Source organism: Kordiimonas lipolytica, from assembly GCF_042651265.1.
Lineage (GTDB): Bacteria > Pseudomonadota > Alphaproteobacteria > Sphingomonadales > Kordiimonadaceae > Kordiimonas > Kordiimonas lipolytica.
In genome coordinates, this window is record NZ_JBHSCR010000001.1 from 694,251 (window position 1) to 708,500 (window position 14,250).

Annotated in this window: 15 protein-coding genes and 1 tRNA gene; 11 read left to right on the top strand and 5 right to left on the bottom strand. The window is 55.6% G+C overall.

The window, feature by feature from the left end; genetic code table 11:
* Positions 1-18 precede the first annotated feature (18 nt).
* Positions 19-94, bottom strand: a tRNA-Ala gene (locus tag ACFO5Q_RS03320).
* 132 nt (positions 95-226) lie between these two features.
* Entirely contained in the window at positions 227-532 is a 306-nt protein-coding gene (locus ACFO5Q_RS03325) for a TIGR02300 family protein (protein ID WP_068147133.1), read from the bottom strand.
* Positions 533-692: 160 nt separating this feature from the next.
* Here ACFO5Q_RS03325 and aroA point away from each other — a divergent pair, with 160 nt between their 5' ends.
* Positions 693-2,024, top strand: a complete 1,332-nt coding sequence (aroA, locus tag ACFO5Q_RS03330; RefSeq protein ID WP_068147114.1) for a 3-phosphoshikimate 1-carboxyvinyltransferase — start codon at positions 693-695, stop codon at positions 2,022-2,024.
* Here aroA and ACFO5Q_RS03335 read toward each other — a convergent pair.
* Together ACFO5Q_RS03335 and ACFO5Q_RS03340 are read right to left on the bottom strand one after the other, a co-directional pair.
* Positions 2,013-2,786 (bottom strand): hypothetical protein, encoded by a 774-nt coding sequence (locus ACFO5Q_RS03335; RefSeq protein ID WP_068147112.1) that lies wholly within the window; start codon positions 2,784-2,786, stop codon positions 2,013-2,015. The two genes, aroA and ACFO5Q_RS03335, sit on opposite strands and share 12 nt — an antisense overlap.
* A gap of 62 nt (positions 2,787-2,848) precedes the next feature.
* On the bottom strand, positions 2,849-3,304 hold the full coding sequence (locus tag ACFO5Q_RS03340; protein WP_068147108.1) for a VOC family protein: 456 nt from the start codon (positions 3,302-3,304) through the stop codon (positions 2,849-2,851).
* Between the two features lie 134 nt (positions 3,305-3,438).
* Here ACFO5Q_RS03340 and cmk point away from each other — a divergent pair, with 134 nt between their 5' ends.
* The 6 genes from cmk to ACFO5Q_RS03370 all read left to right on the top strand — a co-directional run bounded on the left by cmk (position 3,439) and on the right by ACFO5Q_RS03370 (position 8,832).
* Positions 3,439-4,080, top strand: coding sequence for a (d)CMP kinase (gene cmk / locus ACFO5Q_RS03345; RefSeq protein ID WP_068147106.1), 642 nt, complete (start codon positions 3,439-3,441; stop codon positions 4,078-4,080).
* 196 nt (positions 4,081-4,276) lie between these two features.
* Positions 4,277-5,980, top strand: coding sequence for a 30S ribosomal protein S1 (gene rpsA / locus ACFO5Q_RS03350; RefSeq protein ID WP_068147103.1), 1,704 nt, complete (start codon positions 4,277-4,279; stop codon positions 5,978-5,980).
* 282 nt (positions 5,981-6,262) lie between these two features.
* Positions 6,263-6,541, top strand: a complete 279-nt coding sequence (locus tag ACFO5Q_RS03355) for an integration host factor subunit beta (protein WP_068147101.1) — start codon at positions 6,263-6,265, stop codon at positions 6,539-6,541.
* Between the two features lie 43 nt (positions 6,542-6,584).
* On the top strand, positions 6,585-6,974 hold the full coding sequence (locus ACFO5Q_RS03360; protein WP_068147099.1) for a hypothetical protein: 390 nt from the start codon (positions 6,585-6,587) through the stop codon (positions 6,972-6,974).
* 48 nt (positions 6,975-7,022) lie between these two features.
* Positions 7,023-7,736 (top strand): orotidine-5'-phosphate decarboxylase, encoded by a 714-nt coding sequence (gene pyrF, locus ACFO5Q_RS03365; RefSeq protein WP_068147096.1) that lies wholly within the window; start codon positions 7,023-7,025, stop codon positions 7,734-7,736.
* A gap of 13 nt (positions 7,737-7,749) precedes the next feature.
* Entirely contained in the window at positions 7,750-8,832 is a 1,083-nt protein-coding gene (locus ACFO5Q_RS03370) for a hypothetical protein (protein ID WP_068147094.1), read from the top strand.
* Positions 8,833-8,843: 11 nt separating this feature from the next.
* Here ACFO5Q_RS03370 and ACFO5Q_RS03375 read toward each other — a convergent pair whose 3' ends face one another.
* Positions 8,844-9,701, bottom strand: coding sequence for a TraB/GumN family protein (locus ACFO5Q_RS03375; protein ID WP_068147090.1), 858 nt, complete (start codon positions 9,699-9,701; stop codon positions 8,844-8,846).
* A gap of 214 nt (positions 9,702-9,915) precedes the next feature.
* Here ACFO5Q_RS03375 and rpmI point away from each other — a divergent pair, with 214 nt between their 5' ends.
* From rpmI to pheT, 4 genes are all read left to right on the top strand, one after another.
* Positions 9,916-10,113, top strand: a complete 198-nt coding sequence (rpmI, locus tag ACFO5Q_RS03380; protein WP_068147087.1) for a 50S ribosomal protein L35 — start codon at positions 9,916-9,918, stop codon at positions 10,111-10,113.
* A 37-nt stretch (positions 10,114-10,150) separates the two neighbouring features.
* Positions 10,151-10,510 (top strand): 50S ribosomal protein L20, encoded by a 360-nt coding sequence (gene rplT / locus ACFO5Q_RS03385; RefSeq protein ID WP_068147084.1) that lies wholly within the window; start codon positions 10,151-10,153, stop codon positions 10,508-10,510.
* Positions 10,511-10,658: 148 nt separating this feature from the next.
* A complete protein-coding gene (pheS, locus tag ACFO5Q_RS03390; RefSeq protein WP_068147083.1) occupies positions 10,659-11,738 on the top strand; it encodes a phenylalanine--tRNA ligase subunit alpha in 1,080 nt (359 codons plus the stop codon).
* Positions 11,735-14,131 (top strand): phenylalanine--tRNA ligase subunit beta, encoded by a 2,397-nt coding sequence (gene pheT / locus ACFO5Q_RS03395; protein WP_068147080.1) that lies wholly within the window; start codon positions 11,735-11,737, stop codon positions 14,129-14,131. The genes pheS and pheT overlap by 4 nt, the downstream gene beginning before the upstream one ends.
* Positions 14,132-14,250 lie beyond the last annotated feature (119 nt).

The following is a 14,250-nucleotide window of genomic DNA, read 5'->3' on the forward strand; positions in this document are numbered from 1 at the left end:
CTAAGCCCTTGTAAAATTTGGTGGAGCCGAACGGGATCGAACCGTCGACCTCTACACTGCCAGTGTAGCGCTCTCCCAGCTGAGCTACGGCCCCGTGTCTGGGTGCCCGGGAACCCCGGAACGGCGCGGACTATAGAACTGGCCCAAGGTCCGCGCAAGCAAAAAAACAGCGCATTGGAAATCAGCTTCAGAGGCCCCAGACAAGAGGCCTCCCGCCGGGCTGTTTTTAGGAATCGTCGTCCGCCAGCGATGTATCGACCATGGAGCTGACTTCATCGTCATCATCGTCGTCGAGGCTGACATCCGACAGATCGTCGTCATCAACGTCGAGATCATCATCGTCGTCGTTTGCTTCTGGCTCTTTTTCTTTCTCTTCGGCGACCGGCAGCGGCTGCTTGGTCTTCAGAATTGGCTCAGGTGTCCATTCGTTGCCGCAGTCGATGCAAACCACCGGATCGTCTTTTGTCAGGTCGTAAAAGCGTGTGCCACATTTTGGGCAAGTGCGCTTAGTGCCCCATTCGGGTTTAACCACGATTCTCTCCTTCGCGTTCATTTGCCGCGTCAGCATTTCTCTATCGGCCCTTGCGTTTTGAATGCAATTCGGCCAAGAATTCGGCGCTTCCCTTGCCATGATCGGTGGCGCCTGTCAAAGCTTTTACTCTTCGAACCCTGTCTATAGTTGGAAATGCTCCGTGCCAAGTCTTAATTCCAAGCCGAACGAACCGCTCACCGGGACAGTCAAGGTACCCGGCGACAAGTCGATCTCCCACCGGTCGTTGATGCTGTCTGCGTTGGCGGTGGGTGAAAGCCACATTACGGGGCTTCTTGAAGGTGAAGATGTGCTGGCGACGGCGGATGCCATGCGCGCCATGGGCGCAAAGCTTGAGCGACTCGGCGACGGTGAATGGCGGGTCCATGGTGTGGGTGTCGGCGGTCTGATGACACCGGACGATATTATCGACATGGGCAATTCAGGCACCTCAACGCGCCTGATCATGGGGTTGATCGCAAGCCATGACATCACGGTGACCATGACCGGCGACGCAAGCCTGCGCGGCCGCCCGATGGGCCGGGTGATGGTGCCGCTTGCGGATGTTGGTGCCACGTTTGCGGCCCGCGAAGACAAGTTCCTGCCGCTGACGATCACCGGGACAAACGACCCGATGCCGATCGATTACACGCCGCCGATGGCCAGCGCGCAGGTGAAATCTGCCGTGATGCTGGCGGGGCTCAACACGCCAGGAACCACCACTGTGCGCGAGAAGGTGGCAACGCGCGATCACACGGAACGCATGCTCAGCGCCATGGGTGCGGATATCAGCGTGACGGAGGAGGACGGCCTCCGGGTTGTGCGCCTGAAGGGCCAGCCAGAGCTGAAGCCAATCACGCTTGAGGTGCCGGGCGATATTTCGTCTTCCGCTTTCCTTTTGGTGGCGGCTTCGATCATTCCAGGGTCTGATGTGACGATTGAGAATGTGGGCATGAACCCCTTGCGCACCGGCATTGTTGATGCGCTGAAGGCCATGGGCGGCAATATTGAAATATTAAACGCTCGCACGCTGGGCGGTGAGCCCGTGGCGGATCTGCGGGTGCTGTCGGCGACCCTCAAGGGCGTCACCGACCTGCCGGTTGACCCGTCGACCATGATTGACGAATTCCCGGTGCTGTTCTGCGCCGCTGCTGTGGCCGAGGGCACGAGCCGGTTTACGGGTCTTGAGGAGCTCAGGGTCAAGGAATCGGACCGACTGGCCGTGATGGCAGCTGGCCTGAAGGCCAACGGGGTGGACGTGACAGAATTTGAAGACGGGCTTGAGATCAAGGGTGCTGGCGGCAAGGTGCCGGGTGGCGGCATGGTCGAGACGCATCTCGATCACCGGATCGCCATGGCTTTCTCGGTGTTGGGGCAGATGGCGGAAAGCGCCATCACCATTGATGACGCTGCCCCCATCCAGACCAGCTTCCCCAGCTTCATCGACTTGATGACCGGCCTGGGCGCGGGCATGAGCTTATACTCAGACAGATAGATAGTCTTTTTCGTCCAGATGATTCGACAGGTGTTCTGCAAAACCACCCCATGTCAACCAACCCGATGTTTGCGGATGAAGGATTCGGCTAATTCTGAATTGGAAACTGATGGAGGTGAAGTCGGTAGGAGATTCGGATCTGGCGAAATCCCAAAGGCTTTGAATTTGCAGGGAAATTTCTACAAAAGTAGTAGCTGAAATAAAGTAATATTTTAGTTTTTCATCGGGCGTGTAATCGCTAGGCCAGCGTCGATTTTCTCTTCCAACATATTCCGAAATTTCGTCAGAAAGTCGAGACTTGCCGACTTGGATATTATTCAAAAGAGACATCATTCTTGACCGCGGTTGATTAGGCGCGAATTCAATGCAAGCTTTTACGGTACGTATTGACTCCATGGGCAGAACTGGAGGCTCGGGTCTAGAGGTGTTGTTACTTGCCATGACTTTGGCTTGCTCGAGGCACAAATTGGCATATCCGCTAAGATCATCCAGCGCATGAGCAAGTATAGAACGTTCTGCATCAAGCCGACCTTGTCGTTGTTGCTCCTCATGTAGTCCATTTTGACGAATCTGCAGATGCAGATACAAGACTGTTGAGGCGGCAGCAATAGCAGCGATCAAAGAACCAGCTAGGGCCTCGTGCTGGTAAATCCAATCCAGCAAACCTGATTTGGTACCAAATAAATAGAGGACACCGGAGAGCACTATCCCGGTAAAGATGCCGAAGATATAAAAGTGTATGTTGTCTAAAAGCTTTTTCACAAGTGCCCCCTCTTGTTTGCCAACAAGTGGAGGCACATCGCTATTAGATGTCAACCCTAGCTTCAGTTTTCTGCCTTGAACTCTGCGAAGGTTACAATGTGGCCGCCGGGCTCCCGGTACCCGATCTCGGTCGCGCCATAGAATGTCTCTCGCCGCGACATCACAATTTCAAAGCTATCGCCCAGCGCTTTCGCGACGGCATCGATATCCGGCACGGTAACAAACAGCAAAACGGGCGACCCGCCTTCGATGTCCGTATCTGCCGCAATGCTGGTTCGGGTCTGATACATAAGGTCAATCTTGCCGTCTGAGATGATCGCAAATCCAAGGTGGTCTTCTTCCGGCACTTCGGTGGTCACCTTGAAACCGATTTTTTCAAAGAAGGTGATGGAAGGTTCGATCCTGTCCACGGGCAGGACGGGGGTGATGCTGTCGATCATCGGGTCGGCTCCATATGCTTGTGTGGCACCAGTTGTCAAAAGGCCTGCCAGCGCCAGTAGAATGATTTTCAAATTCATCTAAATGTTCCTGTTTTGTTCACTTATATCAGCAGGCGAAAAAAGAGTCGAATCCTTTGTGCCAAACTTTTTCATGCTGGCGCAACGGGGCCATTATTCCTATAAACCGGCGAACGCAGGAAGGGTGATTCGCAGTGATTATTGCAATTGACGGCCCGGCAGCAGCCGGAAAGGGTACTTTGGCGCGGCGGCTGGCGGCCGAGTTCGGCTTTGCCTATTTGGACACGGGCGCGCTTTACCGGGCGGTTGGGCTGACGCTTCTGAAACGCGGGATTGACCCAGCAGATACCACGGCCGCGGAAGACGCTTCAGCCAACCTTGACCTCAGTCTTTTTGATGATCCTGAGCTGCGGGCAGAAGCTACGGGTGGGGCGGCATCCAAGGTTGCGGCCATGCCCCGCGTTCGCGCTAACCTTCTGGATTTTCAGAAGAATTTCGCTGCGAATCCGCCAGGCGGGAAAAAGGGGGCGGTGCTGGACGGCCGGGACATTGGCACCGTGGTGTGCCCGGACGCTGATCTGAAGCTGTTTGTTACCGCGAGCGCAGAGGTGCGCGCGGAGCGCCGCAGGCTTGAGATGGAAGGCCGTGGCCAGGCGGCCGATTTTGATGCTATACTCGCTGACGTTCGCGCACGGGACGAGCGGGATATGGGCCGAAAAGATGCCCCTTTGAAGCCCGCCGAAGATGCCCTCTTGCTTGATACAAGTAATTTGGATATAGACGCCGTGTTTTTACGGGCGGCCAATCTTGTCAAAGACAGGTTGACGCCCCAATAGCCGAAGACGCTTCCACGCGGTCCCGATGGTCAGGCCCCAGGGCTTGCCCGAGCGGGATCATTTTGTTGTTGGTGTTAGAGGCTTCCGAAGTTCATGAAAAAGGTGGGATGGTCCTGTCTTTAGATACCCCTTCGGAAGAAGACCGCCGGAGCCAACCGGCAGGCAAAGAAATATATATGTTGAAAGGAAGACATACATGTCTGAAGCGGCAAAAATGCCGAGCGTTTCCGATTTTGAAGCGCTTCTGAATGAAACTCTGCCAACTGAAGACGAAGGCTTTGAAGGCCGCGTCGTAAAAGGCACCGTCGTTTCCGTTGAAAACGACTTCGCAATTGTGGATATCGGGCTCAAAGCTGAGGGCCGCGTTCCACTCAAAGAATTTGCTCCGGCCGGTAAAGCTGCTGAGATCAACGTTGGTGACACTGTAGAAGTGTACGTTGACCGCGTTGAGAACGCTCTTGGCGAAGCGATCCTGTCTCGCGACAAAGCCCGCCGTGAAGAAGCCTGGACTGAGCTTGAAAAAGCGTTTGAAGGCGATGCCCGCGTTGACGGCGTTATCTTCGGCCGCGTTAAGGGCGGCTTTACCGTTGACCTCAACGGTGCTGTTGCGTTCCTGCCAGGTTCTCAGGTTGATATCCGTCCGATCCGTGACGTAACGCCTCTGATGAACATCGAGCAGCCGTTCCAGATCCTGAAAATGGACCGTCGTCGTGGCAACATCGTTGTTTCCCGCCGTGCCGTTCTCGAAGAGGATCGTGCAGAGCAGCGCGCTGAACTGATGGGCAAGCTTGAGGAAGGTGATGCTGTTGAGGGTGTTGTTAAGAACATCACTGACTACGGTGCCTTCGTTGACCTGGGCGGCATTGACGGCCTCCTGCACGTTACCGACATCAGCTGGCGTCGTGTGAATCATCCTTCTGAGGTTCTCTCCATCGGTGAGACCGTGAAGGTACAGGTTGTTCGCATCAACCCAGAAACTCAGCGCATCAGCCTTGGCATGAAGCAGCTGGCTGCAGACCCATGGGAAGGCATCGAAGCCAAATACCCAGTGGGTGCCAAGTTCACCGGTACAGTGACCAACATCACCGACTATGGTGCCTTCGTTGAGCTCGAGTCCGGCGTTGAAGGCCTCGTACACGTTAGTGAGATGAGCTGGGTTAAGAAAAACGTACACCCTGGCAAGATCGTATCCACCAGCCAGGAAGTGGAAGTTATGGTTCTCGAGGTTGATCCTGCGAAGCGCCGTATCTCCCTCGGCCTCAAGCAGTGTGGCGAGAACCCATGGGAAGCGTTCGAAGGCAAGTACCCACAAGGTACTGAAATCGAAGGCGAAGTTAAGAACATCACCGAATTCGGTCTGTTCATTGGCCTCGACGGCGACGTTGACGGCATGGTTCACCTCTCGGACCTCGATTGGGAGCGTTCCGGTGAAGAAGCCATCCAGGACTACAAGAAAGGCGACACTGTTAAAGCCGTTGTTCTGGACGTTGACACCAAGAAAGAGCGTATCTCCCTTGGCATCAAGCAACTGTCCGGTGACCCATTTGCCAATGTTTCTTCCAAGAAGAAAGGCGAGCAGGTTACCTGTGTTGTTAAAGCCGTTAACGACAACGGTATCGAAGTTGAAGTTGGCGACAGCGGCGTAACTGCCTTTATCCGTCGTTCCGACCTCGCTCGTGACCGCGCTGACCAGCGCCCAGAGCGTTTCGCTGAAGGCGACAAGGTTGATGCCATGGTAACTGGCATGGACAAAGGTTCCCGCAAGATGAACCTGTCCATCAAGGCCCTCGAAGTTGCAGAAGAAAAAGCTGCTGTTGAGCAGTATGGTTCTGCCGACTCCGGTGCCAGCCTCGGTGACATCCTTGGTGCTGCGCTTGAGAAAGCCAAAGAAGACAAGTAATCGGATTTCCCTTCGGGGACCTGATTTGAAGGCCGCTCCATTTGGGGCGGCCTTTTCTTTTGCCTGCTTGCTGCCTTTACTGAAACCGGGTCTGGTTTCAGGTATCAGGAACGGACAAATCCGTGTCCTGATTATGTGTCGAATCGATTCTTCTTGTTAAAAACTCTTTTAATTGAAAGGCTTATCTTGACGACAGCGTCATCAGATGGCACTTTTGGAAAAAGCACATTAGGTACCCGGGTTTTGAGTGCACAAGATTTTGGCCCCCAGGGGAGGACGCAGATGATCAAATCTGAGTTGATTGCAAAAATAGCTGAAGCCAACCCCCATCTCTATTATCGGGATGTTGAGCGCATTGTTTCCAAGATTTTCGATGAAATTACAGCAGCCCTTTCGCGCGGTGATCGTGTGGAACTGCGCGGCTTCGGGGCATTTTCCGTAAAGGAGCGCCCAGCCAGGGTTGGTCGCAATCCTCGCACTGGTGAAAAGGTGGAAGTTGCCGAAAAGCGGGTTCCTTATTTCAAGACCGGTAAAGACCTTCGCGAGCGCCTGAACTCCTGATCAGGGCGCTCAAACCACACCCACAGATGTATGAAAGACTGACATGGCACAGTCGCTCGCCAGCTTGATTCGCCGCCTTTTCTGGATTTTGCTGGCGCTTTTCCTGATTCTTTTCTCGGTCAACAACCGGGGCCCGGTGCAGCTTAGCTTCGAGCCTTTCGAATTCAATTTCCCTGTTCCGGCCTTCCTGCTGGTTTTTGCCGGAATCTTTATCGGCCTGATGCTCGCGGCCGGGGTAACGGGGTGGCTGCGGCTTAAGGGGTTTGCCAGGCGCAGGCAGGCCGAACGCCGCGCGTCTTTTCTTGAAGATCAGGTTTCTGCGCTTTCGGAAGACGCACACAAGGCGAAAGCCGGTGAAGCACACAAGGCTGCGGCAATCGGCGCAGGTGGGAATGACAGTGAAGCCTTGCCAAACCGGGTGAAAGACGAGTAAGTCCTGCATCCATCCCCTGTCTGCCGGTGACCGAAGAAAGGATGCCCCATGAAGCCAAGTGACCGCATTTTCTGTGCCCTTGATACAACCGAGACTGCATCTGCGGTGGCGCTTGCAAGAAAGCTTCAGGGAACAGTCGGCGGCGTCAAGCTAGGGCTTGAGTTTTTCTGCGCCAATGGGGCTGATGGCTTCAAAGCTGTGGCTGAGACAGGCATGCCGATCTTCCTTGATCTCAAGTTTCATGACATTCCCAACACGGTGGCCGGTGCCATTCGTGCCGTTGCGCCCCTTGGTCCCAAAATCCTGACGATCCATACCCAGGGTGGGCCTGAGATGATGCGCCGCGCGGCTGAGACAGCGGCTGAAGATGCAGAAAAGCATGGTCATGACAAGCCGTGGGTGGCCGGTGTGACAATCCTGACCAGCATGGACGATGATGACCTTAAGGCAATCGGGGTGAACGACCCGGTTGCTGATCAGGTGGCGCGTCTTGCAGCCCTCGCACACAAAAGCGGGCTAGACGGTATGGTATGCAGCCCGCGGGAGATCGCCCTGGCGCGTGCGGCAACATCAACGGATTTCAAACTGGTGGTGCCGGGCATCCGACCGGCTGGCAGTGCGGCAGGCGACCAGAAGCGGGTGATGACACCTTCGGATGCGGTTTCGGCAGGCGCTGATGTACTGGTGATCGGGCGCCCGATCACCCAGGCGGACGATCCGGCTGAAGCCGCCCGGTCCATTGCCGCAAGCATTAACAGCTAGCGGGCCTGACGTCATGGTGCGCGTGAAAATCTGTTATCTGCACATAGGGGCCGAAAAAACCGGCTCCACCAGCATACAGGCTTTCCTTCAGGCAAACCGCCGCCGACTCGCAGACCTTGGGTATCTGTTTCCCCGCACGCCGGGCGATGACAACCAGCCTGCATTGGCGGCTTACGCGATGGCGGATAGCAGCCGCCAGAACCTGATGGCCCAGGTGCGTGTTAAATCAGATGAAGAGCTGGAAGCTTTTCGCGCGCATTTTAGCGCCGCCCTGAAAGCGGAGGTGGCTGACGCGGCACCAGAGCGAATAGTGCTGACCAACGAGCATTGCCATAGCCGCATTGAAACGGCGGAAGAGCTGCAGCAATTGGCGGACCTGTTGCATTCTCTGGCTGAAGAGGTCCGCATCGTCTTCTATATCAGGCGGCAGGATCAGGCGGCTACCAGCCTCTATTCCACGGCGCTGAAGGTTGGCCAGTACCGCAAGAAACCCGACCTGACGATCAAAGGTGATCTGCCTGTCGCGTTTGATTATTGGCGAACCTGCCGGCTCTATGCTGATGTATTTGGGAAAGAGGCCATGCGGGTCCGGCTTTTTGACCGGAAGCGGCTGGTTGGCGGCGACCTGATCACCGACTTTTGCGAGATTCTTGACTTGCCTTCGGAACAGGGCTGGTCCCTGCCCGCCACAAAAAACCGGTCGCTTGGCAGACTGGGGCAGCGATTCCTCGCGGCCTTCAACCAGAAACGGCAGGACCGATTCGGCGAGCAGTCGGAGCATTATCGCATGGCACTGGTTCGTATGCTGGACAAGCATTTTGCCGGCCAGGGCATCAAGCCTTCCCGGGGCGCCGCCGCGGCATTCCTGGATCATTTCAAAGAGGGCAATGAACAGGTCAGGGCGACTTATTTTCCCGATCTTCCTGCGCCCCTTTTCGGTGATGATTTTTCCATGTACCCGGAAAAGGAAGATGCCTGGATGCCAGGACCCTTTATGGCCTTTGACGCTGGGGCGCGTCTGTTTGTGGAACAGCAGAAAGAAATCGACCGGCTGAAGGCCGAAATCGCGGCTCTCAAGTCAGAAGACAACAGCTAGGGTTTTCCCCTTTATTGGACCCGTTCCAGAAACTGGCGCTGCTGCGAGAGAAACATAATCAACGACTTGTCGCCAACCACATGCGCTGTGCCGACGGCGACAAAAAATCTGCCTGGTTTGTTCATCAGGGCGGTCAGTTGGCGCGCCCAATCTTCGTTGCGACCGTAAAGCAGATGTTGGCCCAGGCCTTCCTTTTTCATCAGTTCGCCATTCAGCAAATTATCCAGCGTGGCTTCGTCACCCTCAAGCCAGGCGCTCTGAAGCTCGGTCATATAGGCTTTGACATTGACAGACTGCCGGAGCGCATCCACCAGCAGAGCTTTGTCCTGTGCGGGCGTCAGTTTGGCAAACAAACCTGCTTGTTGGGCCGCGGTTTCAATGCCGAGAATCGGTTTCCGTAGGCGAAGAGCCTCGCTGATCAGCGTCTGGTCAACGCCGCTTGCGGGGTCGTATCCCATTTTGGTGAGGCTAACGATGGTTAGCGACATGCCGGCATACCAGGGCCTGACATTCTGAAATGTGTCTGCCGGCAGGTCCATCTGACGTGCCAGTCGGCGAACGTCATTATAGATGCCGTCGCCGACAATCTGCCGCATGGTCATCCCCAGCGGTAACTTGCCAGCATCCTGAAACAGTGGCCCGGCCTTCTCAAGCTCGCGGTCGTCAAGCTCTACCACAAGGGCGTCGGATGTGCTGAACGCGTTGGTAATACCGGCATTGGCCCAGGTTGTGCCTTCCTGGAGCATATGCAGCGTGCCGAAAATATAGACTTCCGTGTCGTCATCCGCCACGCGCCACAAGGCAGGCGCGGCCGCCGCCTGAAGGCTCAGACCAAAGATGGATATAAGGATGAGAACAAGTCGTTTCATGGTTACTCCTGATGACACGATTGGATTCTATCTTCCCATGGTGTTTCAATAGATACAAGCAAGCCCTATACCGAATCTGAACAGAGCCATGAATCTGCTTGCAAACGGCAGCTTTCGGCGTTATACAGCGCGCTTCATCGAACCGTCCGGCCAGTAAAGGGCTGCCGTGGCTGTTCAGTTATGTCGGAACTTTTAGTTTAAGTAAGGACAAAAAATGCCCAAGATGAAGACTAAATCGAGCGTTAAAAAACGCTTCAGCTTAACCGCTTCTGGTAAAGTTCGTGCCAACCAGGCTGGTAAACAGCACGGTATGATCAAGCGCACCAACAAGCAAATCCGTAACCTCCGTGGCACCACTGTCCTTTGTGACGCTGACGCTACGATCGTTAAGAAGTTCATGCCCTACGGCTAAGCCGTATCGGGCCCTTCAGGTTTAGGAGAAATATACCATGGCACGTGTTAAGCGCGGTGTAACATCGCACGCTCGTCACAAGAAGGTCCTCGAGGAAGCTAAAGGCTACCGGGGCCGTCGCAAGAATACCATCAAAGTTGCTCGTCAGGCTGTTGAAAAAGCCGGCCAGTACGCATACCGCGACCGCAAAGCCAAGAAGCGTAACTTCCGCGCTCTCTGGATCCAGCGGATCAACGCCGGTGCGCGCGCTCTCGGCCTGCCATACGGCCAGTTCATGCATGGTCTGAAGCTCGCTGGTGTAGAGCTGGACCGCAAAGTACTGAGCGACCTTGCTATTCACGAACCAACAGCTTTTGAAGCGCTTGTGGATCAGGCTAAGGCCGCCCTCGCCAACTAAGGCTGGTTTGCGACAGCAAACACCAAGACTTTAAAGAGGGCCTGGCCGTTGGCGGGGTCCTCTTTTTATTTGCTTGTCTCCCCATTATGGGCCAAGTGAAACAAACCTTTGTTTTAAAGATTTGATTGCTCGAAAAAGCGGAAGAAAAATGCAGGAACAGATTTCAGCGCTCAAGGAAGAGATCGCGGCCCAGATTGCTTCGGCCAGTGACCTGAATGCGCTCGAGGAAGTCCGGGTCTCCACACTCGGCAAGAAAGGCAGCGTGTCCCAGCTTATGAAGGGCCTTGGCGGCATGAGCCCCGAGGAACGCAAAGAGATGGGTCCGGCGCTTAACGGCCTCAAGAACCAGGTCGCGGACGAGATCGCCGCCCGCAAGGATACTTTGGAAGAAGCCGCGCTTGACGCGCGCCTCCGTGATGAGCGCGTAGACGTAACCCTGCCGGTCATGGAGCATGCGTGTGGCAGCGTGCACCCGATCAGCCAGGTGATGGACGAGATTGCCGAAATCTTTGCAAGCCTCGGCTTTGATGTTGCCGAAGGTCCGGATGTGGAAACCGACTTCCATAACTTCACCGCGCTGAATATCCCGGAAGAGCACCCAGCCCGTCAGGACCATGATACTTTCTATCTGAAGCCTGATGCGAACGGCGACCGCAAGGTTCTGCGCACGCACACAAGCCCTGTGCAGATCCGCACGATGCTGTCGAAAGAGCCCCCAATCCGCATTATCGCGCCGGGACGTACTTACCGGTCGGATTCTGACGCCACGCACACCCCCATGTTCCACCAGGTGGAAGGTTTGGTGATCGACCGCGATACGCACCTCGGTCACCTCAAGGGTACGCTCGAGGCCTTCCTGAAGGCTTTCTTTGAAGTGGACGCCGTGACCCTGCGCCTGCGCCCCAGCTATTTCCCGTTCACCGAACCGTCCATGGAAGTGGACGTGCAGTGCAGCTTCGACGGCGGCACCGTGAAGATTGGTGACGGCAATGACTGGCTTGAGATTTTGGGTTCCGGCATGGTGAATACCAAGGTTCTGGAAGCCTGTAACCTTGACCCCAATGAATATCAGGGCTTTGCCTTCGGCTGCGGCATCGACCGCCTTGCCATGCTGAAATACGGCATGAATGACCTGCGCGCTTTCTTCGATGCCGATCTGCGTTGGCTCCGTCATTATGGGTTCCGTGCCCTTGATCTTCCCACGCTCGCAGGAGGGCTCAGCCGATGAAATTTTCCCTAAGCTGGCTCAAGGACCATCTGGACACGGATGCGAGCCTGGATGAAATCGTTGCTAAATTGAATGCCATTGGCCTTGAGGTCGATACGGTTGAAAACCCGGCTGAAAAGCTTGGTTCCTTCACGGTCGCTGAGGTGCTTTCGGCTGAAAAGCACCCGGACGCTGACAAGCTGAAGGTCTGCAAGGTGTCGAATGGCACCGAAGAAATGCAGATTGTTTGCGGGGCACCAAATGCACGCGCCGGTATCAAGGTGGTGCTGGGGCGTCCTGGTGATTATGTGCCGGGCCTGGATGTCACGCTCAAGAAAGCCAAGATCCGCGGCGTGGAAAGCATCGGCATGATGTGCTCCGCGCGCGAGCTTGAGCTGGGTGACGACCATGACGGCATTATCGAACTGCCGGAAGACGCACCTGTTGGCACGTCCTATGTGGACTATGCCCAGCTTGACGACCCGGTGATCGATATCGAGATCACACCGAACAGGCAGGACTGCCTGGGTGTATATGGCATTGCCCGCGATCTTGCTGCTGCCGGGCTCGGTACGCTCAAGCCGCTGGCTGTTGAAAAGATAGAAGGCACGTTCGAAAGCGACGTTAAAGTCTCTATCGATCTGCCGGAAGAGGCTAAAAGCGCCTGTACCCAGTTCCTTGGCCGCCGGTTCAAGGGTGTGAAAAATGGCCCAAGCCCACAGTGGCTGCAGGATCGCCTGAAGGCGATTGGCCTTCGCCCGATCTCAAAGCTTGTGGATGTCACCAACTTCATCACGCATGACCTCGGGCGTCCGCTTCACGTTTATGACGCGAACAAGCTGAACGGTGACCTAAAGGCACGCCTTGCCGAAGCGGGTGAGAAATTCACAGCACTCGATGACAAGGAATATGTGGCTAAGGGCGGTGAGACGGTGATCGCGGATAGCACCGGCCCACAAGGGTTTGGCGGCATCATCGGCGGACTGTCCACAGGGTGTTCTGAAGAAACGACCGACGTGGTTCTTGAAGCCGCGCTTTTTGATCCCAAGCGTACGGCCTTCACCGGCCGTGACCACGGCCTGATTACAGATGCCCGCTACCGTTTTGAACGCGGTGTGGATGAACTGTTCATCCGCGACGGTATGGAAATCGCCACCAAAATGATCCTGGATCTGTGTGGCGGCGAAGCCAGCCATGTTTTTGAAGCAGGCGAAGATACCGTCTGGAACAAGACCGTGCCGTTCCGCAGCGAACGCGTTCTGACCTTGGGCGGTGTCGACCTGCCGGCGAGCGAAAGCGTTGCGATCCTTGAAAAACTTGGCTTCAAGGCTGAAGGCAATGACCCTTACACCGTCCATGTGCCTTCTTGGCGCGTGGATGTGGAAGGCGAGCCGGATATCGTTGAAGAGGTGCTGCGCATCTATGGCTATGACAATATTCCTAGTGTCCAGCTGCCGGCAACGGATCATAAGGCAGGCACAACCCTCAGCCCACGCCAAAAGCGCGCACGCGCGGCCAAGCGTCGGCTTGCGGGCGTTGGCATGCATGAGGCAGTAACCTGGTCCTTCATGACGCGGGATCACGCTGTCCTCTTTGGTGGTGGTGATGAGGCCCTTGTGGTCGACAATCCGATTTCCAGCGAGCTTGACTGCATGCGCCCATCCATTCTGCCAAACCTGATGCAGGCGGCACAGCGCAACCGGGACCGCGGGGCGGACGTTGTCGCTCTGTTTGAAGTTGGTCCTGTATATGAGAATGATACCGAAAAAGGCCAATTGCTGGTCGCGTGCGGATTGCGAGCGGGTCAGAATGCCGAGCGGCACTGGTCGGCAGTGAGCCGCACTGTGGATGTGTTCGATGCCAAGCGCGATGCACTTGCGGCTCTCGAAGCTGTAGGCGCGCCATCGGGCCTTCAGGTGTTTGATGAAGCGCCGGACTATTATCACCCTGGTCGTTCCGGTACGCTACGCCTGGGCCCGAAGAACATTCTGGCGAGCTTTGGCGAGTTGCATCCGAAAGTTCTGAAAGCCCTTGATGTGGACGGCCCTGTTGTTGGCTTTGAAGTGTATCTGGACCGTGTTCCGGCGCCGAAGAAATCCGGCGCTGCAAAAGGGGCGCTTAAAGTCTCCAAGCTGCAGTCAGTCGAGCGCGACTTTGCCTTCCTGATGGACCGTGATGCCAAGGTTGCTGATCTTGTGCGGGCCGTGCAGGGGTCTGACAAAGCCTTTATCTCGGATGTCAGCATTTTTGACGTCTATGAAGGCAAAGGCGTGCCCGAGGGACAGAAGTCAATCGCAGTGAGTGTCTTGCTTGAGCCGAAGGGCGAAACCTTCACCGAAAAAGATATCGAGGCAATATCTTCCAAGGTCTGTGCGGCGGCTGAAAAGGCCGTTGGCGCTGTTCTTCGAGGCTAAAGGCGCAAAAATCTGCATGAAAACTGTCGATCGGGGCTTGCAAAATGTTCCCGATCGGTTTTCATATTGGTATCGGGAGGAAAAGGTATGCGGCTTTGGCCGCGCCTTTTGTAGTGCTT